Origin of the sequence: Rubrimonas sp., from assembly GCF_036788415.1 — a bacterium.
Lineage (GTDB): Bacteria > Pseudomonadota > Alphaproteobacteria > Rhodobacterales > Rhodobacteraceae > Rubrimonas.
In genome coordinates this window covers 1-24699 of record NZ_DAIQNN010000047.1, presented here as the reverse complement: position 1 = coordinate 24699, position 24699 = coordinate 1, and the positions used below count along the sequence as shown (strand labels likewise).

At 72.0% G+C, this 24699-nt stretch carries 26 protein-coding genes and 1 tRNA gene; 18 read left to right on the top strand and 9 right to left on the bottom strand.

Annotated elements, in window-relative coordinates:
* Positions 1 to 21: 21 nt before the first annotated feature.
* Positions 22 to 3657, bottom strand: a complete 3636-nt coding sequence (locus tag V7Q31_RS11690) for a vitamin B12-dependent ribonucleotide reductase (protein WP_333834036.1) — start codon at positions 3655 to 3657, stop codon at positions 22 to 24.
* 285 nt (positions 3658 to 3942) lie between these two features.
* Positions 3943 to 4266 (bottom strand): c-type cytochrome, encoded by a 324-nt coding sequence (locus V7Q31_RS11685; RefSeq protein WP_333834035.1) that lies wholly within the window; start codon positions 4264 to 4266, stop codon positions 3943 to 3945.
* Between the two features lie 157 nt (positions 4267 to 4423).
* Between V7Q31_RS11685 and V7Q31_RS11675 the strand changes: the two genes are divergently transcribed.
* From V7Q31_RS11675 to mnhG, 18 genes are all read left to right on the top strand, one after another.
* The gene (locus tag V7Q31_RS11675) at positions 4424 to 5470 is read left to right on the top strand and encodes a cytochrome c biogenesis CcdA family protein (protein WP_442976514.1); all 1047 of its coding nucleotides are present in this window, start codon (positions 4424 to 4426) and stop codon (positions 5468 to 5470) included.
* An 80-nt stretch (positions 5471 to 5550) separates the two neighbouring features.
* Positions 5551 to 5636 (top strand) — tRNA-Leu (locus V7Q31_RS11670).
* A 72-nt stretch (positions 5637 to 5708) separates the two neighbouring features.
* Positions 5709 to 6317, top strand: a complete 609-nt coding sequence (locus V7Q31_RS11665) for a ribonuclease D (RefSeq protein WP_333834034.1) — start codon at positions 5709 to 5711, stop codon at positions 6315 to 6317.
* A gap of 13 nt (positions 6318 to 6330) precedes the next feature.
* Positions 6331 to 7308, top strand: a complete 978-nt coding sequence (locus V7Q31_RS11660; protein WP_333834033.1) for a KpsF/GutQ family sugar-phosphate isomerase — start codon at positions 6331 to 6333, stop codon at positions 7306 to 7308.
* A 1-nt stretch (position 7309) separates the two neighbouring features.
* Positions 7310 to 7921 (top strand): hypothetical protein, encoded by a 612-nt coding sequence (locus V7Q31_RS11655; RefSeq protein ID WP_333834032.1) that lies wholly within the window; start codon positions 7310 to 7312, stop codon positions 7919 to 7921.
* On the top strand, positions 7918 to 8463 hold the full coding sequence (locus V7Q31_RS11650; protein WP_333834031.1) for an LptA/OstA family protein: 546 nt from the start codon (positions 7918 to 7920) through the stop codon (positions 8461 to 8463). Before V7Q31_RS11655 ends, V7Q31_RS11650 begins: the two co-directional genes overlap by 4 nt.
* Positions 8460 to 9233, top strand: a complete 774-nt coding sequence (gene lptB, locus V7Q31_RS11645; RefSeq protein ID WP_333834030.1) for an LPS export ABC transporter ATP-binding protein — start codon at positions 8460 to 8462, stop codon at positions 9231 to 9233. Before V7Q31_RS11650 ends, lptB begins: the two co-directional genes overlap by 4 nt.
* 42 nt (positions 9234 to 9275) lie before the next feature.
* Positions 9276 to 10805: an RNA polymerase factor sigma-54 gene (gene rpoN, locus V7Q31_RS11640; protein ID WP_333834029.1), complete on the top strand. Its 1530-nt coding sequence runs from the start codon at positions 9276 to 9278 to the stop codon at positions 10803 to 10805.
* 145 nt (positions 10806 to 10950) lie between these two features.
* On the top strand, positions 10951 to 11532 hold the full coding sequence (gene hpf / locus V7Q31_RS11635; protein WP_333834028.1) for a ribosome hibernation-promoting factor, HPF/YfiA family: 582 nt from the start codon (positions 10951 to 10953) through the stop codon (positions 11530 to 11532).
* A 47-nt stretch (positions 11533 to 11579) separates the two neighbouring features.
* Positions 11580 to 12044, top strand: coding sequence for a PTS IIA-like nitrogen regulatory protein PtsN (gene ptsN / locus V7Q31_RS11630; protein ID WP_333834027.1), 465 nt, complete (start codon positions 11580 to 11582; stop codon positions 12042 to 12044).
* Positions 12045 to 12054: 10 nt separating this feature from the next.
* A complete protein-coding gene (locus tag V7Q31_RS11625) occupies positions 12055 to 12723 on the top strand; it encodes a Crp/Fnr family transcriptional regulator (RefSeq protein WP_333834026.1) in 669 nt (222 codons plus the stop codon).
* Between the two features lie 121 nt (positions 12724 to 12844).
* Positions 12845 to 15091 (top strand): hydrogen gas-evolving membrane-bound hydrogenase subunit E, encoded by a 2247-nt coding sequence (gene mbhE / locus V7Q31_RS11620; RefSeq protein ID WP_333834025.1) that lies wholly within the window; start codon positions 12845 to 12847, stop codon positions 15089 to 15091.
* Positions 15088 to 15534 carry an MnhB domain-containing protein gene (locus V7Q31_RS11615; RefSeq protein ID WP_333834024.1) on the top strand — a complete coding sequence of 149 codons (447 nt, stop codon included), beginning with the start codon at positions 15088 to 15090 and terminating at the stop codon, positions 15532 to 15534. Before mbhE ends, V7Q31_RS11615 begins: the two co-directional genes overlap by 4 nt.
* A complete protein-coding gene (locus V7Q31_RS11610) occupies positions 15534 to 15842 on the top strand; it encodes an NADH-quinone oxidoreductase subunit K (protein WP_333834023.1) in 309 nt (102 codons plus the stop codon). Before V7Q31_RS11615 ends, V7Q31_RS11610 begins: the two co-directional genes overlap by 1 nt.
* Positions 15839 to 17362 carry a proton-conducting transporter transmembrane domain-containing protein gene (locus V7Q31_RS11605; protein ID WP_333834022.1) on the top strand — a complete coding sequence of 508 codons (1524 nt, stop codon included), beginning with the start codon at positions 15839 to 15841 and terminating at the stop codon, positions 17360 to 17362. The genes V7Q31_RS11610 and V7Q31_RS11605 overlap by 4 nt, the downstream gene beginning before the upstream one ends.
* Positions 17359 to 17829, top strand: coding sequence for a Na+/H+ antiporter subunit E (locus V7Q31_RS11600; RefSeq protein WP_333834021.1), 471 nt, complete (start codon positions 17359 to 17361; stop codon positions 17827 to 17829). Before V7Q31_RS11605 ends, V7Q31_RS11600 begins: the two co-directional genes overlap by 4 nt.
* Positions 17826 to 18122 carry a monovalent cation/H+ antiporter complex subunit F gene (locus V7Q31_RS11595; protein WP_333834020.1) on the top strand — a complete coding sequence of 99 codons (297 nt, stop codon included), beginning with the start codon at positions 17826 to 17828 and terminating at the stop codon, positions 18120 to 18122. Before V7Q31_RS11600 ends, V7Q31_RS11595 begins: the two co-directional genes overlap by 4 nt.
* Entirely contained in the window at positions 18119 to 18427 is a 309-nt protein-coding gene (gene mnhG / locus V7Q31_RS11590) for a monovalent cation/H(+) antiporter subunit G (protein WP_333834019.1), read from the top strand. Before V7Q31_RS11595 ends, mnhG begins: the two co-directional genes overlap by 4 nt.
* Before the next feature lie 4 nt (positions 18428 to 18431).
* On the opposite strand, the gene V7Q31_RS11585 is transcribed toward mnhG, so the two are convergent.
* The 7 genes from V7Q31_RS11585 to V7Q31_RS11555 all read right to left on the bottom strand — a co-directional run bounded on the left by V7Q31_RS11585 (position 18432) and on the right by V7Q31_RS11555 (position 24529).
* Complete coding sequence (locus V7Q31_RS11585) at positions 18432 to 19220, bottom strand: crotonase/enoyl-CoA hydratase family protein (protein WP_333834018.1); 789 nt, start codon at positions 19218 to 19220, stop codon at positions 18432 to 18434.
* Position 19221: 1 nt separating this feature from the next.
* On the bottom strand, positions 19222 to 20259 hold the full coding sequence (locus tag V7Q31_RS11580; RefSeq protein WP_333834017.1) for an RluA family pseudouridine synthase: 1038 nt from the start codon (positions 20257 to 20259) through the stop codon (positions 19222 to 19224).
* On the bottom strand, positions 20259 to 20645 hold the full coding sequence (crcB, locus tag V7Q31_RS11575; protein ID WP_333834016.1) for a fluoride efflux transporter CrcB: 387 nt from the start codon (positions 20643 to 20645) through the stop codon (positions 20259 to 20261). Before crcB ends, V7Q31_RS11580 begins: the two co-directional genes overlap by 1 nt.
* A gap of 56 nt (positions 20646 to 20701) precedes the next feature.
* Positions 20702 to 21175: a BLUF domain-containing protein gene (locus tag V7Q31_RS11570; RefSeq protein WP_333834015.1), complete on the bottom strand. Its 474-nt coding sequence runs from the start codon at positions 21173 to 21175 to the stop codon at positions 20702 to 20704.
* Between the two features lie 118 nt (positions 21176 to 21293).
* Positions 21294 to 22943, bottom strand: coding sequence for a DNA repair protein RecN (gene recN / locus V7Q31_RS11565; RefSeq protein ID WP_333834014.1), 1650 nt, complete (start codon positions 22941 to 22943; stop codon positions 21294 to 21296).
* Between the two features lie 22 nt (positions 22944 to 22965).
* A complete protein-coding gene (locus tag V7Q31_RS11560; RefSeq protein WP_333834013.1) occupies positions 22966 to 23805 on the bottom strand; it encodes an outer membrane protein assembly factor BamD in 840 nt (279 codons plus the stop codon).
* Positions 23806 to 23917: 112 nt separating this feature from the next.
* The gene (locus tag V7Q31_RS11555; RefSeq protein WP_333834012.1) at positions 23918 to 24529 is read right to left on the bottom strand and encodes a DUF2062 domain-containing protein; all 612 of its coding nucleotides are present in this window, start codon (positions 24527 to 24529) and stop codon (positions 23918 to 23920) included.
* Positions 24530 to 24699 lie beyond the last annotated feature (170 nt).

Genomic DNA, 24699 nt, shown 5'->3' with positions numbered 1-24699 from the left:
ACCTCCACCAGGTCGGCATACTTAACTGCATCCACTGGTCGAACCACAGGTGTCGCATTTCAGGCAGGCGCCGTTGCGCACAAGGGTGAAGTTGCCGCATTCCCCGCAGGCGTCGCCTTCGTAGCCCTTGATCCGCGCCTGTTGCGCGGGGGAGAGAGACGCAGGGGCGCTCGCGCCTGGGAGAGCCGCGGAGGCCCCCGCATAGGCCAGCGCCGCGGTCGCGGAACTGTCCTCGGAGCTGAACACCATCAGTTCGTTCGGCAACCGCTTGCGCAGATAGCCGGTCGAGGAGACATGCCGGATCATCGCGATCGCCGGCGCCGCCGTCTCGGCCGGCGCCTCCCGCACGTTGCGCACGCCCTCCGCCTCGCCGCCGCCTAGCGCGTCGAAGCGCGAGCCCTCGGGAGCGACATGGGCGAGGTCGGTGCGGTCGAGATAGCTGATCGCGAGTTCCCGGAACACGTAGTCGATGATCGACGTCGCGTTCTTGATGCTGTCGTTCCCGGTCACGATCCCCGCCGGCTCGAAGCGGGTGAAGGTGAAGGCGTCGACGAACTCCTCGAGCGGCACGCCGTATTGCAGGCCGACCGAGATCGCGATGGCGAAATTGTTCATCATCGCGCGGAAGGCGGCGCCTTCCTTGTGCATGTCGATGAAGATCTCGCCAAGCCGGCCGTCCTCGTATTCGCCGGTGCGCAAGTAAACCTTGTGGCCGCCGACATTCGCCTTCTGGGTGTAACCCTTGCGGCGGTCGGGGAGCTTCTCGCGGGCGCGGGCGGCCTCGCGGTAGATGATCTTCTCGACCACGCGCTCGGCCACCATGCGCGCGCGCTCGGGGACCGCCGCCTCGACGATCTCCTCGGCGTCGTCCTCGTCGAGGATGGAAGCCGAGAGCGGCTGGCTGAGCTTCGAGCCGTCGCGATAGAGAGCGTTCGCCTTCACGCCGAGCCGGTGCGACAGCTCGTAGGCTGCGAGGCAGTCCTCGATGGTCGCGTCGTTGGGCATGTTGATCGTCTTGGAAATTGCGCCCGAGATGAAGCTCTGCGCCGCCGCCATCATGCGGATGTGGCTGTCCACCGAAAGGAAGCGCTTGCCGGTCTTGCCGCAGGGATTGGCGCAGTCGAAGACGTGCAGATGCTCGTCCTTCAGGCCGGGCGCGCCTTCCAGCGTCATCGTCCCGCAGACGTAATTGTTGGCGGCCTCGATTTCGGCGCGGCTGAAGCCGAGTTCGCGCAGCAGGTCGAAGCCGGGATCGGCGAGCTTCGCCTTGGCGACGCCGAGCTTGCCGGTGACGAACTCCTCGCCCAGCGTCCAGGCGTTGAACACGTAGCGGATGTCGAAAGCGGCCCCGAGCCCCTGCTCGATCTTCTCCAGCTCCGCCTCGCCGAAGCCCCTGGCGCGCAGCGCGGCGACCGTCACACCCGGCGCGCCCTCCAGCGTGCCGCGCCCGACCGCATGGTCGATGATCCGCCGCACCGCCGCGGCGTCGTAGCCGAGCTTGGCGAGCGCCGCGGGAACCGAACGGTTGATGATCTTGAAATAGCCGCCGCCGGCGAGCTTCTTGAACTTCACCAGCGCGAAATCGGGCTCGATGCCGGTGGTGTCGCAATCCATCACCAGCCCGATGGTGCCGGTCGGCGCGACGACAGTGGCCTGCGCATTGCGGTAGCCATGCGCCTCGCCGAGCGCGAGCGCCCGGTCCCACGCCGCCGCCGCCCGCGCGACGAGGTCGGCGTCGGGGCAGCTGGCGCGGTCGAGCGGCACGGGCGGAGTGGCCACGGCCTCATAGCCCGACGCCTCGCCATGGGCTGCGCGGCGATGGTTGCGGATCACCCGCAGCATGTGCGCGGCGTTGGGGGCGTAGCCGGGGAACGGCCCCTGCTCGGCGGCGATCTCGGCGGAGGTCGCGTAGGAGACGCCCGTCATGATCGCAGTCAGGGCGCCGCAGAGCGCGCGGCCCTCGTCGCTGTCATAGCCGTGACCCATCGTCATCAGCAGACCGCCGATATTGGCGTAGCCGAGGCCGAGGGTGCGGTAGTCGTAGCTGCGCTGCGCGATCTCCTTCGAGGGGAACTGCGCCATCAGCACGCTGATCTCCAGCGTCAGCGTCCACAGCCGGCAGGCGTGCTCATAGTCGTCGGCGCGGAAGGCGCCGTCGTCGCCGAGGAAGGTCAGCAGGTTGAGCGAGGCGAGGTTGCAGGCCGTGTCGTCGAGGAACATGTATTCCGAGCAAGGGTTCGACGCGCGGATCGCTCCCGCTTCGGGGCAGGTGTGCCAGTCGTTGATCGTGTCGTGATACTGCACGCCCGGATCGGCGCAGGCCCAGGCGGCGTGGCCGATCTGCTCCCACAACGCACGCGCCTTGAGCGTTTTCGCAACCGAGCCGTCGGTGCGGCGGAAAAGCGCCCAGTCGGCGTCGTCGCGCACCGCCTTCAGGAAGGCGTCGGTCACCCGCACCGAGTTGTTGGAGTTCTGGCCGGAGACGGTCAGATACGCCTCGCCGTCCCAGTCGGTGGAGTAGGTGGCGAATTCGATGCTCTCGTAGCCCTGCGCCGCATATTGCAGCACGCGCTTGACGAAGCTCTCGGGAATGAAGGCCTTGCGCGCGGCCTTGAGCGCGGCCTTCAGCTTCGGGTTGGCCCTGGGATCGACCGCGTCTTCCATGCGGCCGTCCCAGGCGCCGATCGCGGCGAATATGGCGTTGAGGAGGGACTCGTGCAGCTTGGAGCCTGCGACCAGGCTCGCCACCTTCTGCTCCTCGCGGACCTTCCACCCGATGAACTGCTCGATGTCCGGGTGGTCCATGTCGCAGATCACCATCTTGGCGGCGCGGCGCGTGGTGCCGCCCGACTTGATCGCCCCTGCGGCGCGGTCGCCGATCTTGAGGAAGCTCATCAGGCCCGACGACTTGCCGCCGCCCGCGAGCTTCTCGTTCTCGCCCCGCAGGGACGAGAAGTTCGTCCCGGTGCCGGAGCCGTATTTGAACAGGCGCGCCTCGCGCACCCAGAGGTCCATGATCCCGCCGTCGTTCACCAGATCGTCGCCGACCGACTGGATGAAGCAGGCGTGCGGCTGCGGGTGCTCATAGGCCGAATTCGACGCGACCAGCTCGCCGGTCTGGAAATCGACGTAGTAATGGCCCTGGCTCGGACCGTCGACGCCGTAAGCCCAGTGCAGCCCGGTGTTGAACCATTGCGGCGAGTTCGGCGCGGCCATCTGCATCGCCAGCATGACGCGCATCTCGTCGAAATAGGCGCGCGCGTCGGCCTCGGAGGAGAAGTAGCCGCCCTTCCAGCCCCAATAGGTCCACGCGCCGGCGAGCCTGTCGAACACCTGACGCGCCGAGGTCTCGCCGCCGAAGCGCTTCTCCTCGGGGAGTTTCGCAAGCGCCTTGTCGTCTGCTTCGCTGCGGGCGAGCCAGTCGGGGACGCCCTTCTCCTTCACCTTGCGGGTGACCGCCGGCACGCCCGCCTTGCGGAAATATTTCTGCGCCAGCACGTCCGAGGCGACCTGGCTCCATCCCTCGGGCACTTCGGCCTCGTCGAGGCGGAACACGACCGAACCGTCGGGATTGCGGATCTCGCTCGCGGTCTTGCGGAAGGCGATCGCGTCGTAGGGCGAGCCGGTCTCGGCGGTGAAACGGCGCGTGATCTGCATGGTCTGGTCCTTCGAAAGGGCTCCGTCCCGGCCTCGAGGGGCCGGGCGCCGGAGGGGAATTCGGCGCGTCGGGTTGGCGAAGGGCGGCGGTCATCGTCGCCGCGTCAAAGCAGAGTAGGCGCCGACCGAGCGAGTCGGTCAACGGCTTTCTTCGCTTCGGACACCACATTTTGCGCTTGACGCCGCCTCTACCCCTACGGGTGGTGAAACGAACGCGGAACCCCTTAAGCCTTCGTTCATCGAGGTGAACGGCGCGGACACTTCGCCCGGGCCACGCGCCGCGACTCAGCCGCCGATGCTTCGGATGTAGACGATGATCTTGCGCATCGCGTCCTCGGTCAGGCCCGGATCGGTCATGGCCGGGTGCGGCGGGGTCGCCATCGCCGCGCGCAGGCCGGCATCGGTTGCGGCGGGGTCGGCGGCGATGGCGGCGAACGGGCGGGCGGCGTCGGCGGCGACCGGCTGGTCGTCGGCGACGGCGTGACAGGCGGCGCACCAGCGCTCGGCGAGGTCGCGGCCCGCCGCAGCGGCGTCGGCGGCCTCCTGCGCCGCTCCAGCCCCCGCGCACAGTGCGACCGCCATCGCAGCCCCAATCGGACGCATCTTCATAGCTGTCTCCCCCTCGCCGCATTTTGGTCGGCATCATGGCGCAGGGACGCGCGGAGCGAAACAGCGCTGCGGACCGCGCGCCGCCTTGCGCATCGCCGGAGCCGCGTCGCAGAGTGCGCCGCGACGCGGAAGCGGGCGAAGAACGAGGCGGAGCCTGATGGACGGAGCGGCGGAACTGGGCGTGATGCTGGCCTTCGCGGGCGGCGTGCTGAGCTTCCTGTCGCCCTGCGTCCTGCCTTTGGCGCCGCCCTATCTGGCCTATCTCTCCGGCCAGAGCCTTGAGCGCATGACCGAGCCGACGCCGGCCGAGACGCGCATCGGTCGGCTGGCTCTGATCGCGCTCGCGCTGATGGCGCTGGCCTTCCAGCGGCTGATTGCGACAGGGGGCGAGATCGGCTGGCTCGGGGCCGGCGCGCTCGGCGGCGCGCTCGGCGCGCTGGGGCTCGCGCTCGCGCAGGACCCGGTGACGCGGCGGGTCTTCGTATCGGCGCTCGCCTTCGTGGCGGGGCTGGCGACGGTGTTCGTCGCGCTCGGCGCCACGGCCTCGGTCGTCGGACAGGTCCTGCTCGCCAACAAGATGCTTTTCGGCACCATAGCAGGCCTCGTGATCTATGCGCTGGGGCAGCATTTCATCGGCCTGAAACGGTCGCTGGCGACCTTCGCCGCGCTGCTCGCGCTCTGGGTCGCGTCGATCATCGTCACCGGGGGCGATCTCGGCGCGACAGTCGCGGAAAACCTCTGGCCGCTGGGGCTGCTCGCCGCGCTCGCCGCCGGGCTCCAGTTCAGCGGACAGGAGCGCATCCCTTTCCTCTATCGCGAGGCGCGGTTCCAGGCCGGCGAGGGCGGCGGCTCGCTGGTCGGCGCTTATGTGATCGGCCTCGCCTTCGCCTTCGGCTGGACGCCCTGCATCGGGCCGATCCTCGGGACGATCCTCGCGCTCGCCGGCCAGCGCGACACCATCGGCGAGGGCGTGGCGATGCTGGCGGTCTATGCGGCGGGGCTGGGGCTGCCTTTCCTGCTCGCCGCCCTGTTCGTGCGGCCCTTCATGCGCTTCATGCGCCACTTCCGCCGGCACATGGGAACGGTCGAGGCGGCGATGGGCGCGCTGCTGGTGGCGGTGGGGCTTCTGATGGCGACGGGGCGGTTCGAACTGCTCGCATTCTGGCTGCTCGAGACCTTCCCCGGCCTCGCGCTGATCGGATGAGCGGGGCGCGGGAGACGCCGTTGACAAGGCCCTGCGCGCGGCATAGACGAGCGTCCTGCACGGGCGGCCCGCCGCCCTGCGCCCAGGTGGCGGAATTGGTAGACGCGCTGGTTTCAGGTACCAGTGGCCCTAGGCCGTGGAAGTTCGAGTCTTCTCCTGGGCACCACAAAGCGCCGGCGCGGCGACAGGCTGCGCCGGCGCTTTCTTTTGTCGGTCCCGGTCGGAGGGCGGCCCCGCAATGATCTCCATCCATGAGCGCGACCTGCCCGACGGGCTCGACCTCGGCGCGATCGTCGCCATCGACACCGAGACGATGGGGCTGGTCCCGCAACGCGACCGTCTCTGCCTCGTCCAGCTCTCCGGCGGCGACGGAAACGCCCATCTGCTGCGGATCGCGCAAGGCCAGACCGAAGCGCCGAACCTCGCGCGCCTTTTGGCCGATCCGGACCGCCTCAAGCTGTTCCATTACGGCCGCTTCGACATCGCGGTGATGGCGCATCGCTTCGGCGTTCTGGCGCGGCCCGTCTGGTGCACCAAGATCGCCTCGAAGCTGACCCGCACCTTCTCCGACCGCCACGGCCTCAAGCAGCTGTGCCAGGAGATGCTCGGGATCGACCTCTCCAAGCATCAGCAGATGTCAGACTGGGGGGCGGAGACGCTTACGGAGGCGCAGGCGGCCTATGCGGCGTCGGACGTGCTGCATCTGCACGCGCTCCGCGCGGAGTTCCTGAAGCGGCTGGAGCGCGAGGGGCGCGTGGCGCTCGCGCAGGCCTGCTTCGACTTCCTGCCCGACCGCGCCGCCCTCGACCTCGCCGGCTGGCCCGACATCGACATCTTCTCCCATTGAGGGCGCGCGCGGCATGAACATGGACGCCGACGCCCTCCTCGCCACCGGCCGCCGCGTGCTGCGCATCGAGGCCGAGGCGCTGGCCGGCTTCGCCGACAGCCTCGGAAGCGAATTCGCGCGCGCCGTCGAGACGATCCTCGGCGCGCAGGGCCGGGTGATCGTGTCGGGCATGGGCAAGTCGGGCCATGTCGGCCGCAAGATCGCCGCGACCTTCGCCTCGACCGGCACGCCTGCGCAATTCGTCCACCCCGCCGAGGCGAGCCATGGCGATCTGGGGATGCTGACGCGGCAGGACGTGGCGCTGGTGCTGTCCAATTCCGGCGAGACGCCGGAGCTGCGCGACATCGTCGCCCACACCCGCCGCTTCTCGATCCCGCTGATCGGCGTCGCCAGCCGCCCCGGCAGCGCGTTGCTGACGGCGGCGGATGTGGCGCTGCTGCTGCCCGACGCGCCCGAAGCCTGCTCGGTCGGGCTCGCGCCGACGACCTCCACCACGCTCACCATGGCGCTGGGCGACGCGCTGGCGGTCGCGCTGATGGAGCGGCGCGACTTCACCATGGAGCATTTCCGCACCTTCCACCCAGGCGGCAAGCTCGGCGCCATGCTGGTGAAGGTGCGCGACCTGATGCACACGGGCGCCGCGCTGCCGCTGGTGGCGCGCGACGCCTCGATGCCCGACGTTCTGCTCGAGATGAGCGCCAAGGGCTTCGGCGTGGCCGGTGTGCTCGACGCCGAGGGGCGGCTGGCGGGGATCGTCACCGACGGCGACTTGCGCCGGCACATGCAAGGGCTGCTCGAGCGCAGCGCGGGCGAAGTGGCGACGCCCTCTCCGCGCGCCATCGGCCCCGACGCGCTCGCCTCAGAGGCGGTGGCGCGGATGAACGAGGGCAAGCCGGTCACCGTGCTGTTCGTGCTGCCCGAGGGCGAGGGGCCGCGCGCGCCGCTGGGGCTCTTGCACATCCACGACTGCCTGCGGGCAGGCGTCGCCTGAGATGGGCGAGCGGACCCGCCAGCGCGTCGTGGGGCTTCTCAAGATCGCCCTGCCGCTCGGCGCGCTTGCGCTCGTCGCCGCGATCTTCCTGTTCCCGCGGGCCGATCTGGGCGAGAGCATCGGCTTCGCCGACCTCGATTTCGATCTGCGCGACGGGTTGCAGGTCAATGCGCCGCGTTTCAGCGGGCGCGACCGCGACGGTCGCCCTTTCGCCGTGAGCGCCGACTGGGCGCGCCCCGACCGTCCAGACCCCGAACGGGTGACGCTCGGCCCGGTGCGCGGCGAGATGGCGCTGGAGGCGCAGGGGCTGCTCACGCTCGAGGCTGGCGGCGGCGAGATGCGCCCCAAGACCGACCGGCTGCTGCTGAGCGACGGCGTCGCGCTGGCCACGTCTGAGGGCTGGCGGCTGCGCGCGGCCTCGGCCGATCTCGACTTGCGCGAAGCGGCGCTGTCGGCGGAGGGTCCGGTGCGCGGCGAGGGTCCGGGCGGCGAAATCGACGCGGCGAAATTGCGCGCGGAGCAGGGACCGGACGGCTATATCGTATGGTTCGAAGGCGGCGTGCGGGTGCGGATCGACCCGGAGCGCGCCCGGGGAGAGGAACAGACGCCATGACGCGATCTGATGCGGGAGCAGGGGTCGCCGTCGCCGTGGCGGCGGCGCTTCTCTGGAGCGCCGGAGCGGCGCAGGCCCAGCAGGGCTCGCCCTTCGGCGGTTTCCGCCACGACAGCGCCGCGCCCATCGAGATCACCGCCGACGCGCTGGAGGTCCGCCAGGCCGAAAGCCGCGCGATCTTCTCCGGCGCGGTGGTCGCCGGTCAGGGCGAGTTGCGGCTGAGTTCGGAAACGCTCAGCGTCTGGTACGCGGCGCGCGACGCGGGCGACGCGGCGGCGGCGCAGGGCGGCGGCGACATCGACCGTCTGCGCGCCGAGGGCGGGGTGTTCCTCAGTTCGGGAAGCGAGACGGCGCGCGGCGAATGGGCCGACTACGACGTGCGCACTGGCCTCGTGACGATGGGCGGCGGCGTCGTGCTCGCGCAGGGCGACAACGCCATTCGCGGCGAGCGGCTGGTGGTCGATCTCAACACCGGGGTCGGGCGCGTCGAGGGCGGGCGCGTGCAGTCGGTGTTCCGCCCCGCGCCCGCGGACAGCCAATGACCGCGCCGGCCGACGGGGCCGAGCCGACGCTCAGGGTCGCGGCGCGCGCCGAAGGCCTGACCGCGCGCGGCATCGGCAAGTCCTATCGCCGCAGGCCGGTGGTGCGCGACGTCGACCTAGAACTGCACCGCGGCGAAGTCGTCGGGCTGCTCGGCCCCAACGGCGCCGGCAAGACCACCTGCTTCTACATGATCACCGGCCTCACGCCCTGCGACACCGGCGAGATCCGCCTCGACGGGCGCGACGTGACCGACCTCCCGATGCATCGCCGCGCAAGGCTGGGGCTGGGCTATCTGCCGCAGGAGGCCTCGATCTTCCGGGGGCTGAGCGTGGAGGGCAACATCCGCGCGGCCCTGGAGATCGCCGTCTCCGAGCCCGAGCGTCGGGAGCGCCGGCTGGACGCGCTGCTCGCCGAATTCGCGATCTCGCATCTGCGCCGGACCCCCGCCGTGGCGCTGTCCGGCGGCGAGCGCCGGCGGGTCGAGATCGCGCGCTGTCTCGCCGGCGACCCGGCCTATGTGCTGCTCGACGAACCCTTCGCCGGGGTCGATCCGATCGCGGTGGGCGACATCCGCGAACTGGTGGCGCATCTGAAGGATCGCGGAATCGGCGTGCTGATCACCGATCACAATGTTCGGGAAACGCTTCAGATCATAGACAGGGCATACATCTTGCATGATGGTCGCGTCCTGATGAGCGGCGCGCCGGGCGAGGTGGTCGAGGACGCCAACGTCCGCCGGGTCTATCTCGGCGAGCGCTTCCGCATCTGAGCGCGGCGCCGGCGGGTCGGGCGCGAAGGGAGTGGCGGTCCGATGGCGTTGACGCCCCGGCTGGAGTTGCGGCAGGCGCAGTCGCTGGTGATGACGCCGCAGCTGCGTCAGGCGATCCAGATGCTGCAGATGTCGGGCGTCGAGCTCTCGGCCTTCCTCGCGGCGGAAGTCGAGCGCAACCCGCTGATCGAGCTGGCCGATCCCGCCGCCCAGCCGATCGATCCCGCGCCGTTCGACGGCGCTGGGCGCGAGGCCCAGCCCCCCCCTGCACCGCCCGAGCGCATCGCCGTGGACGCCGAGATCCGCCGCGCCGATCTCGACGGCGCCGATAGCCGCGTCGAGGCGGCGCAAGACAACCTCTATGAAAGCGCCGAGCCCAGCGCGCTGCGCGGACCGTCGGGGGCGAAGGCGGGGTCGGGCGCGGGCGGGCGCGACCCCTTCGACCCCGAAGGCGAGGATGCGGCGTCGCGGCTCGCTCAGGGCGTGACGCTCGCCCAGCATGTCGTCGCGCAGCTCGGTCTTGCGCGCCTCGCGCCGCAGACCCGGCTGGTCGCCGAGGCGCTGGCCTGCGAACTCGACGAGGCGGGCTATCTGCGCGTCGACCCTGCCGAGGCTGCGGCGCGGCTCGGGGCTCCGCAAGGGATGGTCGAGCAGGCGATGGCCGCGATCCGCGCCTGCGAGCCGACTGGGGTCGGGGCGCGCGACCTCGCCGAATGCCTCGCCCTGCAACTGGCCGAGCGCGACCGGCTCGACCCGGCAATGGCCGCGCTGCTGGCGCGGCTCGACGAGCTGCCGCGCACGCCCGCGCCGCGCATGGCGGAGCGCGTCGGGGTGTCGCTCGAAGACCTCGAGGACATGCTCGCCGAGATTCGCCGGCTCGACCCGCGCCCCGGTCTCGCCTTCTCGGGCGGCGTCGCCGATCCGGTGATCCCCGACGTGCTCGCCCGGCCCGACGGCGCCGGCGGCTGGGTGGTCGAGCTGAACCCGGACGCGGCGCCGCGCGTGCTGGTCGACCGCAGCTACGCCGCACGCGTGGCGCCCCGCAACGGCGCGGGCTGCCGCGAGACGCGGATGTTTCTAGCCGATTGCGCCCAGAGCGCGAGTTGGCTGACGCGCAGCCTCGATCAGCGGGCGCGCACGATCCTGAGCATCTCCGCCGAGATCGTGCGGGCGCAGGCGGGCTTTTTCGACCATGGCGTCGGCGCGTTGCGCCCGATGACGCTGCGCGCCGTCGCCGAGGCCGCCGGCGTGCATGAATCGACCGTAAGCCGCGCCACCGCGAACAAGTTCATCGCGACGCCGCGAGGGCTTTTCGAGCTGAAGTTCTTCTTCTCCGCGGCGCTCGCTTCGTCGGACGGGGGCGAGGCGCATTCCGCGCAGGCGGTGCGCGGGCGCATCCGCGCGCTGATCGACGCCGAGCCGCCGGGCCGTCCGCTCTCGGACGACGCTCTGGTGGCCATGCTGCGCTCCGAAGGCGTCGACGTCGCCCGCCGCACGGTCGCGAAGTATCGCGAGGGGATGGGAATCGGCTCGTCGGTCGCGCGGCGGCGTCGGGCGGCGGCTGCGGTCTGACGCCGCGATCCGCGGCGGGCTCGCGGCGCGCCCCCGCGGGCGTTGACTTGGGAGGACGCCGCTCATACGGTCCGGCTCCGCTCGCAGAGGGGTCGCTGCGGCCCGCTCCGAGGGGCGCCGCACCGGCCCCGAACATGGTGAGAAGATGCAGATCCAGATCAACGGCAAGCAGATGGATGTGGGCGACGCGCTGCGCACCCATGTCGCCGAGAAGCTCGATTCGGCAGTGGAGAAATACGCCGACCGCGTGATCACCGCGCAGGTGACGTTCTCGCGCGCCGCCAACAACGCCTTCAAGGCCGACGCGACGATCAAGCTCCCCACCGGGCTGACGGCGCAGGCCACGGCGACCGCGCATGACGTCTACGCCGCTTTCGACGGTTGCGCCGAGCGCATCGAGAAGCAGATGCGACGCTACAAGCGGCGTCTCAAGGACCATCACGCCGGCCGCGCCGACCCCATCGAGGCGGTCGCCGCCGCCGCCTATGTGCTCGCCGGCGATCAGGATCGGCAGGACGAGCCCGAGACGCTCGACCCGGTGATCGTCGCCGAGATGAAGATGGACATTCAGACGATCTCCGTCGGCGAGGCGGTGATGCAGATGGAGCTGGCGCATGCGCCGGTGCTGGTGTTCCGCAACGAGCGCCATGGAGAAATCAACGTCGTCTACCGTCGGGACGACGGCAATATCGGCTGGGTCGACCCCGCCAACCTGTCGCAGGCGTGACGGCTGCGCGCCCGCTGCGGGCGTCGATTGGCCTTGGAGGCCGGACCATGGAAATCCGAGACATCCTCGCACCCGAGGGCGTGGCCGCGCATCAACGCGCCACGTCCAAGAAGCAGCTGTTTCAGGAAATCGCCAACCGCGCCGCCGAGTGCTGCGGGACGAAGGCGCGCGACGTGTTCGACGCGCTGAACGAGCGCGAGCGGCTCGGCTCCACGGCGCTCGGGCGCGGCGTGGCGGCGCCGCATGCGCGGCTGGCGGGGCTCGACCGGATCAGCGGGCTGTTCCTGCGGCTGGAGAAGCCCATCGAGTTCGACGCGCTCGACGACGAGCCGGTGGACCTCGTCTTCGCGCTCTTCGCCCCGGAGGACGCCGGCGCCGACCATCTGCGCGCCCTCGCCCGCGTCTCTCGCGCGCTGCGCGACCCGACGACCTGCGCCAAGCTGCGCTCCTGCGGCGACGCCTCCGCGATCTACGCCGTGCTGACCGAATCCGTCTCGTCCCGGGCCGCCTGAGGCGACGGGGGTGAGCGCCGAGCCGCCGCCCCGCTCGGTCTTCTCCTCCGCCTCGCCCGCGCTGCTCGCCGCCGTCGCGCGCGCCGCCTCGCCCGTGCGGGTGGAGGCGGGGGCGGCGCTGTTCGGGCAGGGCGACGCGGCGGACTGTTTCTACATCGTCGACCACGGCGAAATCGAGATCAGCGTGATGTCTCCCGGCGGGCGCAAGCTGACCCTCGAGATCATGACGCCTGGCGAAGTGTTCGGCGAGATCGGGCTGTTCGCAGGGCGACGCACTGCCGGCGCGGCGGCGCTCGGGCCGGCACTGCTGCGGCGGGTGCGCCGGAGCGATCTGCTCGCGATCATCCGCCGCGACCCCGAGCTTGCGCTCGAATTCATCGAGATCCTGTGCGCGCGGCTGCGGACCAACAGCGAGCACCTCCAGCAGCGGGCGTTCCTGCCGCTGCCCACGCGGCTGGCCGCCCGCCTGCTGGCGCTCGCCGTCAAGGTCGGCGCGCCGGACGGGGCGGTGCGGGTGTCGCAGGCCGAACTCGCCGATTTCGCAGGCGCCACGCGCGAGGCGGTCGCCAAGACGCTGGCGCTGTGGAAGCGCGAGGGCTGGATTTCGCTCTCGCGCGGCGAGTTGCGCATTCTCGACCGCGGCGCCCTCGGCGCGCTGGCGGAAAGCGCCGAGGAATAGGACGACGACGGTGAAAAACTCGGCGTGAAGCGCGGGCGAAGCGCTTGCGGGACGGCCCCCGCGACATAGGTGATGACGGCCGAGGGGGATCGGCGCCCGAAATTCGTCCGGACTCGTCTGTATGCCCGATTCTCCGAGCCTTCGCGCCGCAGCGCCGGCGGGCCTCTGGCGCAACGCGCCGGCGCTCCTGTCGGCGTTGGCGGCGACGTGGTTCGCTGGGTGGGCGCCGGCGGTCTCGCAAGGCGCCACGCCCACCTGGGCGGTCGACTGGGCGCCCGCTTTCGGCGTCGCGCTGGCCTTCAGGCTCGACGGGCTGTCGCTGACTTTCGCCCTGCTCGCGACCGGCGTCGGCGCCGCGGTGCTGCTCTACGCCGCCGAATATTTCCGCGCCGATCCCCGCCTGAAGCGCCTCCTCGTCCTTTTGGGACTGTTCGAGATCGCGATGGTCGGGCTCGTGCTGGCCGACGACGCGATCTCGCTGTTCCTGTTCTGGGAGGCGACGACCGTCATCTCGTGGCTGCTCGTCGGCTTCGACCACCACAAGGCCGAGGCGCGGGCCAAGGCGCTGACGGCGCTGCTGGTGACGGGGCTCGGCGGGCTCGCGCTGCTGGCGGGGCTCGTCGTTCTGGCGATGGCGGCGGGAACGTGGCGGCTGTCGGAGATGGCCGCGATCGGCGCCGATCTGCGCGCCCATCCCGCCTATCTCGGCTTCCTCATCCCGATCCTGATCGGCTGCTTCACCAAATCGGCGCAGTTCCCGTTCCATTTCTGGCTGCCCGGCGCGATGGCCGCGCCGACGCCGGTCAGCGCCTATCTCCATTCCGCGACCATGGTGAAGGCGGGCGTCTATCTGCTGGCGCGCCTGTCGCCGGAGCTCGGCGGGACCGAAGTCTGGAGCTGGTCGCTGACGCTCAGCGGCGGCGCCACCATGCTGCTCGGCGCGATCTGGGCGCTGCGCCAGACCGACCTGAAGCTGATGCTGGCCTACACGACCGTCTCCGGGCTCGGCTCGATCGTGATGTTTCTCGGCTCGCGCGAGCCGGTGGCGATCGTCGCGGCGTCGACCTTCATCGTCGTCCACGCCTTCTACAAGGCCGCGCTGTTCCTGATGGTCGGCGTGCTCGACAAGAAGGCGGGCTCGCGCACGCTCGGCGCGGTCGAGGGCTTGCGGGGGCGGATGCCGGTCGCCTGGGCGATCTCGCTGGCGGCGGGCTTCTCGATGGCGGGCTTTCCGCCGCTGCTCGGCTTCATCGGCAAGGAGCTGAAATACGAGGGCGCGCTGGCGGTGGCGACCGAGCCGCTGATCTTCGCCGGCGCCGCGGTGCTGTCGAACGCGATGGTCGCGGCGGTGGGCTGCATCGTCGCGCTCAAGCCCTTCCTCGGCAAACTGCGCGCGCCGGCGTCGTCCCCGCGCGAGGCGCCATGGCCGATGCTCGCCGGGCCCGCGGCGCTGGCGCTCGCCTCGCTGGGCTTCGGCATCGCGCCGGGCGCGCTCGACGCGCTGATCGTGCAGCCGATGGCGGTGGCGATCCGGGGCGAGGGCGTCGAGGTGCAGCTCAAGCTCTGGCACGGGCTGAACCTGCCGCTGCTGCTTTCGGTGCTGACCTTCGCGCTGACGGCGGCGGGGTTCGTCTTCCGCGCGCGTCTGCGGCGCGGTCTGATGCGGATCGAGCCCTTCCTTCCCTGGGCGAGCGCCGGCTTCGACCGGGGGCTGGCGGGGCTCAAGGCGCTGGCGGCGCTCACCGAGGCGGCGCTCGCGCCGGGGCGGCTCGCCAGCCATTTGCGGGTGATGCTCGGCGCGATGGCGGCGCTGCTGCTCGGGGGGCTCGCGCTGGGCGCGCGGCCGCCCTCGCCCGGCTGGCCGCAGATCGACGCGCTCGAGGCGGGGCTGATCGCGCTGACCGCCGTCGGCGCGCTGATCGCGCCGTTCGCGCGAGGGCGGCTCGCGGCGCTGACCGCGCTCGGCGTGTCGGGGGCCGGGGTCGCCGCGATCTTCGCGCTGTTCGGCGGGATCGATCTGGCGATGACGCAGCTTCTGGTCGAGACGCTGATCGTCGTCGTCGCCGCCGTCGCGCTGCTGCGCCTGCCGCAGATGCCGCGCGCGGGCGTCCGCCCCGTCGCCGTTGCGATCGCCGTCGCTGCGGGCGTCGGCGTGACGCTGGCGATCTGGGCGGCGCTCGCCGCGCCCTTCGACCCCGCCGCGACCCGATTCTTCGAAGCGGCGTCCTGGCCCGAGGCGCTCGGGCGCAACATCGTCAACGTGATCCTCGTCGATTTCCGCGCGCTCGACACGCTCGGCGAGATCGTCGTGGTCGCGCTCGCCGCCATCGCCGCGGTGGCCGCGCTGAAGGGGGGCCGACGCGCATGAACTCGCTGATCCTGACGGCTGCGACGCGGTTCCTGACGCCGCTGATCCTCGCCTTCTCGGTGTTCCTGCTGCTGCGCGGACACAACGCGCCGGGGGGCGGCTTCATCGGCGGCCTGCTCGCCGCCATCGCGCTGTGCCTTTACGCCAAGGCCGAGGGCGTTGCAGCCGCGCGCGCGGCGCTCCAGGCCGGCCCCGAGGCGGTGGCGATGGCGGGCGTCGGCCTCGCCCTCGCCGCGGGGCTCTGGGGGCTCGCGGCCGGCGAGGGGTTTCTGGGCGGCGTCTGGCCCTTGAAGGAGGCGGGCGTCGCGGTCGGCTCGATCCTGCTCTTCGACACCGGCGTCTATCTGGTGGTGGTCGGCGCCGTCGGCGCGCTGTTCTTCGCGCTGGAGAGCGACGCGGAGGACGACGCCGAGGAAGAACCGGTCGAAGGGGAGGAGAGCTGATGGAGATCGCCCTCGCGCCGCTCTGCGGGCTGCTGTTCGGCGTCGCGATCTGGCTGATGCTTGCGGGCGACCTCGTGCGCTTCCTGCTGGGGCTCGCCATGGCTTCCAACGGCGTGAACCTCGCCATCGTCACGGTCGGGCGGCTGAGCTGGGCGGCGCCGCCGCTGATCGCCGAAGGCGCCGCCGCGCCCGACCCCGGCGTCGCCAACGCGTTGCCGCAGGCGCTGGCGCTGACCGCCATCGTGATCGGCTTCGGCCTGTTTTCCTTCATGCTGGCGCTGGTGGTGCGCGCGCGAGGGACGCCGTGACGGCCCCCGCCCTCCCCCTCGCCGCCTCGCTGCTGGTCCCCTTCGCCGCCGCCGCGGCGCTCTGGCTTCTGCGGATGCGGCCCGAGGCGCGGCGCGCCGTCTCGCTCGGGGCCGCGGCGGCGCAGGTCGGGCTTGCGGCGGCGCTGCTCGCGCGCGCGCTCACCGGGGGGGCGGTGGTCGAGACGATGGGCGGCTGGCCCGCGCCCTTCGGGATCACGCTGGTCGCCGACGCGCTCTCGGCGGGGATGCTGCTCGCCGCGAGCCTCGTCGGCGGGCTGGTGCTGGTGTTCGCGCTGGCCGACGTGACGGAAGCCGAGGAGCGGCGGGGCTTCTCGGCGCTCGCCCATGCTTTGCTCGGAGGGACGGCGGGGGCCTTCCTGACGGGCGATCTGTTCAACCTCTATGTCTGGTTCGAGGTGACGCTGATCGCGGCCTTCGGCCTGATGGCGCTGCGCGGCGGCGCGGAACTGCGCGAGGCCGCGATCCGCTACGCCGCGATGAACCTCGTCGCCACCATCGCGATGCTGCTCGGCGTCGGGATGCTCTACGGCGCGACCGGCGCGCTCAACATGGCGGAGCTCGCCGTCGCGCTGGAGGGACGGTCGGGCGAGGCGGCGGTGCTGGCCCCTGCGGGCCTGCTGTTCTTCGCCTTCGCCGCCAAGGCGGGGTTCTTCCCGCTCTTCTTCTGGCTGCCCGAAAGCTACCACGCGCCCTCGCAGAGCGTGACCGCGCTGTTCTCGGCGCTGCTGACCAAGATGGCGGTCTATGCGCTCTACCGCGTGTTCACGCTGATTTTCGAGATCAGGGAGACTCCGGGCCTTCAGGCGCTGCTGCTGGCGACCGCGCTCGCGACCATGGTGATCGGCGCGCTCGGGGCGGCGTCGCAATACGGCGTGCGCAAGATCCTCGCATTCCACATCGTCAGTCAGATCGGCTACATGGGCCTCGGGCTGGCGCTGGCGACGCCGCTGGGGCTCGCGGCGGGGCTGTTCCACCTCGTTCACAACATGCTCGCCAAGACCAACCTGTTTCTCACCGGCGCCATCGCCGCACGGCTGGCCGGCTCGGAGGAGCTGTCGCGCATGGGCGGCATGTGGGCGGCGCGGCCCGGTCTCTCGCTGCTCTATCTGGTCAGCGCGCTGGCCATGGCGGGGATTCCGCCGCTGTCGGGCTTCTGGGCGAAGTTCTTCATCCTGCATGAGAGCTTCTCGCAGGGCTGGTGGCTCGCCGGCGCCATCGCGCTGGCGACGGGCTTGCTCACCCTCTACTCGATGACGAAGATCTGGGCGGAGGCGTTCTGGAAGCCGCATCCCGACCCCGACTGGCGGCCCGCCCCGGCCCCGGCCGCGATGGTGGCGCCGGCGCTGGCGCTGGTCGGGCTGATCGCGCTGGCGGGGATCGCGGTCGGGCCGGCGCACGGCCTCGCGCTCGAAGCCGCCGGCGCGCTGATCGACCGCGACGGCTATATCGAGGCGGTGCTCGGGCCGCGCCCCGAACGGATGGCGGGGGAAATGCCATGATTTTCGCGGTCAATTTGCTGATCATGCTGGGCTGGGCGGCGGCGTCGGGCGACTTCTCCTCGCCGGGGCTCGCGGCGGGTTTCGCGGTGGGCTTCGCCGCGCTGTGGCCCGCGCGCGGGCTTTTCGGCGAAAACCGCTATCACGCGCGCGCGGTCGCTGCGGTTCTGCTGCTGCTGCGCTTTCTTTATGAACTCGTGGTGTCGAGCGTTCAGGTCGCGGCGACGGTGCTGAACCCGTTCTCACGCCCGCGCGGGCAGTTCGTCACGATGCCGCTCGACGCGCGCTCCGATGTCGAGATCCTGCTGACCGCCAATCTGATCTCGCTGACGCCGGGCACGCTGACGGTAGACGTCGCGGCCGATCGCGGCGCGCTCAGCATCCACGCGATGTCGGACGACGATCCGGCTCAGATGGCGGCGGACATGAAAGCCGCGCTCGAGCGGCCGGTGCTGGAGGCGTTGCGATGATGCTGTTCGAAACGCGGCTGGAGGGGATCCTCGCCCTCGCGGCGCAGGGCTGCGGGGCGATGCTGATCGCGGCCTTCGCGCTCGGCGCGCTGCGGGTGGCGCTGGGGCCGACGGCGGCGGACCGGGTCGTGGCGCTCGACTTCGTGGCGATGACGCTGGTTGCGTTCCTGATGCTGCTGGCGCTGGCGGCCCGGCGCGACGCCTATCTCGACGCGGCGCTGGCGCTGGCGTTGGTCGCCTTTCTCGCGACCGTCGCCTTCGCGCGGCTGCTGGAACGGCGGGGGCGGCTGTGAGCGTTGTCGAGACCGTCGCCGCCGCCGCCCTGCTGCTCGGCGGGGCGTTCACGCTGGTCGCGGGCGTCGGGCTGATCCGGCTCGGCGACGTGTTCATGCGGATGCACGCCTCCACCAAGGCGGGCACGCTGGGCGTCGGGCTGGTCGGGCTGGCGCTCGCGCTGACGGCGGAGGAGCCGGGGGTGGCGAGCCGGGCGGTCGGCTGCGTCGCCTTCCTGCTGATGACCGGCCCGGTCGGCGCGCATCTGATCGGGCGCGCCGCAGCCCGCGTCTCCGGTCGAACCGGCAAGGACGACGCATCCTGACGCCTCAGAAACTCCAGTGCGGCTTTCGGCGGGCGAAGAAGGCCGCAACGCCCTCCTGCGCCTCCGGGTCCTCCCACGCGTCGGCCAGCGCCTCGACGCTCATCCGCAAGGTCGTCTCGTCGATGCGGGGTCCGAGCGCGCGCGCGAGGGCCTTGGCGCGCGACACCGCCCCCGGCGCCGCCGCCAGATAAGGCGCGACCGCCGCCTCGACCGCCGCGTCCAGCGCCTCGGGCGGCGCGATCTGCGCCACGAGGCCCAGCCGCTCCGCCTCCGCGGCGTCGAACGTCGCGCCGGAGAAGAACACGCGCCGCGCCGGCCCGGCCCCGATCCGCGCGATCACGTATGGTCCGATGGTGGCGGGGATCAGCCCCAGCCGCGTCTCCGTGAAGCCGAAGCGGGCGTCCGCCGCCGCGACCACCGCGTCGCACACCGCGCAGAGCCCCGCCCCGCCGCCGAGCGCCGCGCCATGGACCCTTCCGATCAGCGGCTTGGGGAGCGCGTCGAGCGCCTGCAGCATCCGCGCCAGCGCCATCGCCTGCGCGATCCGCTCGGCCCGCGTCGCGTCGAACTGCGCGCGCATCCAGTCGAGATCGCCGCCGGCGCAGAAGGTTGTTCCCGCCCCGTCCAGCGCCACGACGCGCACCGCTGCGTCCGCGGCGAGGCGCGCGGCGGCCTCCGTCAGTTCGGCGATCATCCGCGCCGACAGCGCGTTGCGCTTGTCGGGGCGGTTCAGCGTGAGGCGGGCGACGCCGCGCGCGTCGGTCTCGAGCCTCAACGTCTCGAAGCCCGTCATCTCAGTCGGCCCACGGGTCGTCCGGCGCGTCGGCCTCGCGCCAGCCGAACATCGCCCAGGTCTTCGCCATGTGCTCCGGCAGCGGCGCGGCGAGGTCGAGGATGCGCCCCGGCTCGGCGGGATGCGGGATGCGCAGGCGGCGGGCGTGCAGATGCAGCTTCCGGCTGACCGACCCGCCGAGCTGCGCGCCCCAGCCCGAGCCCTCGTTGGTCTGCCCCGAGCCGCCATATTTCCCGTCGCCGACGACCGGATGGCCGATCTCGGCCATATGGGCGCGCAGCTGGTGGGTGCGGCCCGTCACCGGGCGCAGGGCGACCCAGCTCGCGCGCGTCCCGGCGCTGTCGATCACGGCGTAGTCGGTCAGGGCCCGGCGGGCGCCTTCGGTGGCGGCGACGGCGTCGGGCGGCACGCAGAGCATCTTCTCGCCGCGCGGCCCGCCCGCCTTGACGAGCCCGAAGCGGATGCTCGCGCGCGCCGGGCTCGGTTTGCCGGCCACCGCCGCCCAATACAGCTTGCGCGCCGCGCGGGATGCGAAGGCGCGCGCCAGCGCCGCCGCCGCAGGCGCGGTCCGCCCGAACACCAGCACGCCCGAGGTGTCGCGGTCGAGCCGGTGCACGAGCCGCGGGGTCTGGGAGCGCTCGAATTTCAGCGCCTCCTCGAACTGGCCGAGATGGCGGATGTCGCCCGATCCGCCCTGCGCCGCCAACCCCGGCGGCTTGTTCAGCGCCAGCACATGGCTGTCCATGAAGATCACGCAGTCGCGGATGAAGTCCGCGTCCGCGTCGTTCGGCGCGGGCTTCTCGGTCCTCGCCGGCGCCGCCGCCGCCAGATCGTCGGGCCAGGGCGGCAGGCGCACGGTCTGGCCCGGCGCGACGCGCGTCGCCGCGCTCGCCCGCGCGCCGTCGACCCGCAACTCGCCCTTGCGCAGCATCTTCTCGATGCGCCCCTGCGTCAGTTCGGGGAACTGGCGGCGCATCCATCGGTCGAGCCGCAGCTCGCCCTCCTCGGGCCCGATCGTCAGATGGCGCACGCCGGGCATCAGAGCGCCCGCCCCAGCGCGACGCCGCCGATGCAGGCGGCCAGCGTCAGCGCGACCGACCCGCCGGCGTAGGCCAGCAGCTTCAGCGCCTCGCCGCGCTCGATCATGCCGAAGGCGTCGAGCGCGAAGGCGGAGAAGGTGGTGAAGCCGCCGAGCACGCCGCTCATCAGGAACGGCGCATAGCGGCCCCAGTCGCCGGGAAAGCGCTCGACGATCAGCGCGGCGAGCAGCCCCATCGCGAACGACCCGATCACGTTGACGCCGAACGTCCCCCAGGGGAAGTCCGGGCCGAAGGCGCGCAGCGCCCAGCGCCCGAAGGCGAAGCGCAGGGTTGCGCCGATGGCGCCGCCCAGGGCGACGGAGAGATAGAGGAGAGGCGCGCTCATGCGCCCATCAAGCGGCGCGCGCGGGCGGCGTCAACAGGAAAGGGCGCCGAGCCCCGTCACATGGCGCGCGCGAATTCCTCGGCGCGTCCGCGCAGACGGTTGCGGGCGTAGAACTGGTCGAGAAACACCGAGAAATCGCCGCTGAAGCGCGGGCGCAGCCGCGGCGGGTCGGACTCGAAGGCGATGAAGGGGTCGTCCGCCAGCGCGCCGGGCTCGACGTCGAAACAGCCCATCGCCCAGTCTTCGAAGGCGCGGCGCAGGATGCGCTCGGTCGCCAGCCGCGTGACCCAGCGATTGCGGGGATCGGATTCGATGCGCTCGTAGAGCTTCTCCACAGCGCCGGCGGGGCCTTCGAGGATCTGCAGGAAATCGCCGTCGACATGCAGCAGCAGCCCGGTCACTCCGAGCGCGCGGTTGCGGGTCTGGGCGGTGCGGGCGATGTCGCGCAGATCCGACCTCGTCAGCCAGTCGGCGGCGCGGCTGGCGTAGGTCAACCGCAACAGGCGCGGATCGAGATCTTGCAGGTCCACGGACGCAGGCTCCAGTCGGGCACGGCTGAAACGTTGCGCCTGCGTTCGTGAAAACGCGATGTCGCCACACGTCGCTGCGGCGTCGGGTCGCCGCACCTGCGAAGGGAAGCCGCCGCGCTCAGCTCGCAAGCAGCGCGGCGGCGGCGGATTGCGCCTCCGCCGTCACGGTCTCGCCGGCCAGCATGCGGGCGATCTCGTCGCGCCGCTCCTCTGGCGCGAGCAGCGCGACGCGGGTGCGCATCGCGCCCGCATCCTCGGTCTTGGCGATGCGCCAGTGATGCGCGCCGCGGGCCGCGACCTGCGGGCTGTGGGTGACCACCAGAACCTGAGCCTCCTGCGCCAGCCGCGCGAGGCGCCGGCCCACCGCGTCCGCCGTCGCCCCGCCGACGCCGCGGTCGATCTCGTCGAAGATCATCGTCAGCCCGTCGGCGCGCGCGGCGAGGCAGACCTTGAGCGCCAGCAGAAAGCGCGACAGCTCGCCGCCCGACGCGATGCGCGCGAGCGGCCCCGACGGGGCGCCGGGATTGGGCGCGACGGTGAAGGCGACGCGGTCGATCCCCTCGGGGCCGGGGGCGTCCCCGGCGATCTCGGTGGCGAAGCGCGCGCGCTCCATGCGCAGCGGCGCGAGTTCCGCCGCCACCATCGCGTCGAGCCGGGCGGCGGAGGCGCGCCGGCGGGCCGACAGCGCCTCGGCGAGCGCGCCATGCGCGGCGCGCGCCTGCGCCGCCTCGGCGCGCAGCGCGGCGATCCGCTCGGCGCCGTGATCGAGCGCGGCCAGACGCGCCGACAGCTCCGCCGCCAGCTCGGGCAGCGCGTCGGGGGCGACCTGATGCTTGCGCGCGAGCGCGCGCAGGGCGAACAGCCGTTCCTCGACGCGCTCGAGCGCATGCGGATCGAAGTCGAGCGCGTGCAGCGCCGCCTCGACGGCGGCCTGCGCCTCGCCGAGTTCCGTCATCGCGCGCTCCAGCGCCGTGAGGGCCGCGTCGAGCGCGCCCTCCGCCGAGGCGGCGGCGCGGTCGAGCCGGCGCGTCGCATCGGACAGCGCGCCCTCCGCGCCCTGCGGGCCGATCTCCTGCGCCGCGCGCGCCAGCTCCTCGCCAATGGCCTGCCCTGCGCGCAACAGGCGCCGGCGCGCGTCGAGCGCCGCATCCTCGCCCGGTTCGGGCGCGAAGGCGTCGAGTTCGGCGGCGGCGTGGCGCAGCCAGTCGGCGTCGCGCGCGGCTTCGGCCGCCGCCGCCTCGGCGGTCGACAGGCGCGTCTCCGCCTCGGCGAGCGCCCGCCACGCCCCGCGGCAGGCGGCGCGCTCGCCGTCGAGGCCCGCGAAGGCGTCGAGCAGGGCGCGGTGGCCGCCCGGGTTCAGCAGGCCCCGCTCGTCATGCTGGCCGTGGATCTCCACCAGCGCGTCGCCGAGCGCGCGCAGCGCCTCGGTGGTGGCGCGTCGGTCGTTGACGAAAGCGCGCGACGGCCCGTCCGCCGAGACGACGCGCCGAAGGATCAGTTCGTCCTCCGCCTCGAAGCCCGCCTCGGCGAGCATCGCGCGCGCCGGATGCGCCGGCGCCAGCGCGAACACCGCGGTGACCGAGCCCTCCCCCGCCCCCGCCCGCACCATCTCGCCGCGCCCGCGCCGCCCGAGCGCGAGCCCCAGCGCATCCAGCAATATCGACTTCCCCGCCCCGGTCTCGCCGGTCAGCACGTTGAGGCCGGGGCGCAGCTCGAGGTCGAGCGCGTCGATCAGGACGATGTCGCGGATCGAGAGGGCGCGCAGCATCGCCCGGGGCCCCTCCCGCAGCTCAGAGCCACTCGCCCTTGACCACCTGCCTGTAGGAGCGGCTGATCCAGCTGTCGCGGTTCTCGATCGGCGCCGCCTCGACGCCCGTCAGCAGCGCATAGCTGCGCAAATACCAGTCCGATCCCGGGAAGTTGTGGCCGAGCACGGCGGCGGCGGTCTGCGCCTCCGAGATCACGCCGAGCTCCAGATAGGCCTCGACGAGCCGGTGCAGCGCCTCGGGCGTATGGCTGCTGGTCTGGTGATTCTCGATGACCGAGCGGAAGCGGTTGATCGCGGCGATGTGCAGGTCGCGCTTGAGGTAGTAGCGGCCGATCTCCATCTCCTTCCCCGCGAGATGGTCGTTGGCGAGGTCGAGCTTGAGCGCCGCCGCGCGCGCGTATTCCGTCCCTGGATAGCGCGAGACGGTCTCGCGCAGCGCCGCCAGCGCCTCGCGCGTCGCGCCCTGATCGCGCCCGACATCGACGATCCGGTCATACCAGGTCAGCGCGATGAGATACTGCGCTTCGGCCGCCGCGGGATCGGAGGGGTAGAAGCTGAGGAAGCGCTCCGCGCCGAGGCGGGCCTCATCGTATTTGCCTCCGATATAGTTCGCGCGCGCCGAGGCCAGCACCGCGTCCTTTGCGATCTGGGCGTAGGGATACAGCCGCTCGACGTCGTCATAGAGGGCGGCGGCGCCGAGCATGTCGCCTTCGGCCTCGAGCGCCTGCGCCTCGGCGAAGATGTCCTCTGCCGGGCGGACGTCGTCGGCGAAGTCCTCATCGGTCGCGCAGCCGGCGAGGGCGGCGCAGAGCAGCGCGCAGGCGACCGCGCGGCGCAGATCAAGCAAGGGGGCGCCAGTCATCGGCGAGTCTCCGGAGCCATCGGCGGCGTCGCGCCGCCCGTCGCAGGCTGGACTAGCATGGAAAGGTCGGTCGCCCCAAGCGGGGCCGTGCGCCTCTCGCAGGCGGGGCGCGTCATCCGCGCGGCGCGGGATCGGGGCGCTCCGCGAGCTTCCGGGCGCGTCGCCGCCGCGCCGCCTGGAACTTCGCGGCGAGCCCGCGCGCAAGCACATAGAAGACCGCGAAGGCGATCACGGCGAGCGGAAGCCCGCCGATCAGCGTGACCTTCAGCGTCGGCCAGAGCTGCGCGAGCAGCGAGGGGTCGAGCCCCGAGGCCAGCATCTCGGCCTCGCGCTCGGCGAGCGTTTCGGCGACGGGGTCAGCGCCGCCGTTGGGCGTCGCGGTCATCCACTTGCCGAGGCGGTTGGCGGCGGAGAAGAAGATGGGGAAGGTCAGCGGATTGCCCACCGCCGTGCCGAGCGCCGCCGCCGCCATGTTCCCGCGCGCGAGCCAGGCCAGCGCGAAGCCGAGCAGAAAGTGCAGCCCGATCAGCGGCAGCACCGACACCGCCGCGCCCGAGGCGAAGCCCGCGCCGATGGCGTGCGGCGTGGCCGGCAGGCGCTTGAGCCGCGCCCACAGATAGCGGACGGCCCGGCCATGGCCGCTGTCCGGCCACAGCATCTGCCGCAGCCGCCAGCCCCAACCCTTCCTCTCGCGCCGTCCGAACACCGCCATACTGCGGCACACATAACACCTCCGGCGTCGCCGCAAACGGCTTGCGCTGCGATTTCGTTGAGGATAAGCGACGCGCGGCGCGCGAAACCCACTCTGGGAACCCACTCTGGCAACGGGGCTTGAAGGCGATGGCGAAGGCGAAATTCGAGCGGAACAAGCCGCATGTGAACATCGGGACGATC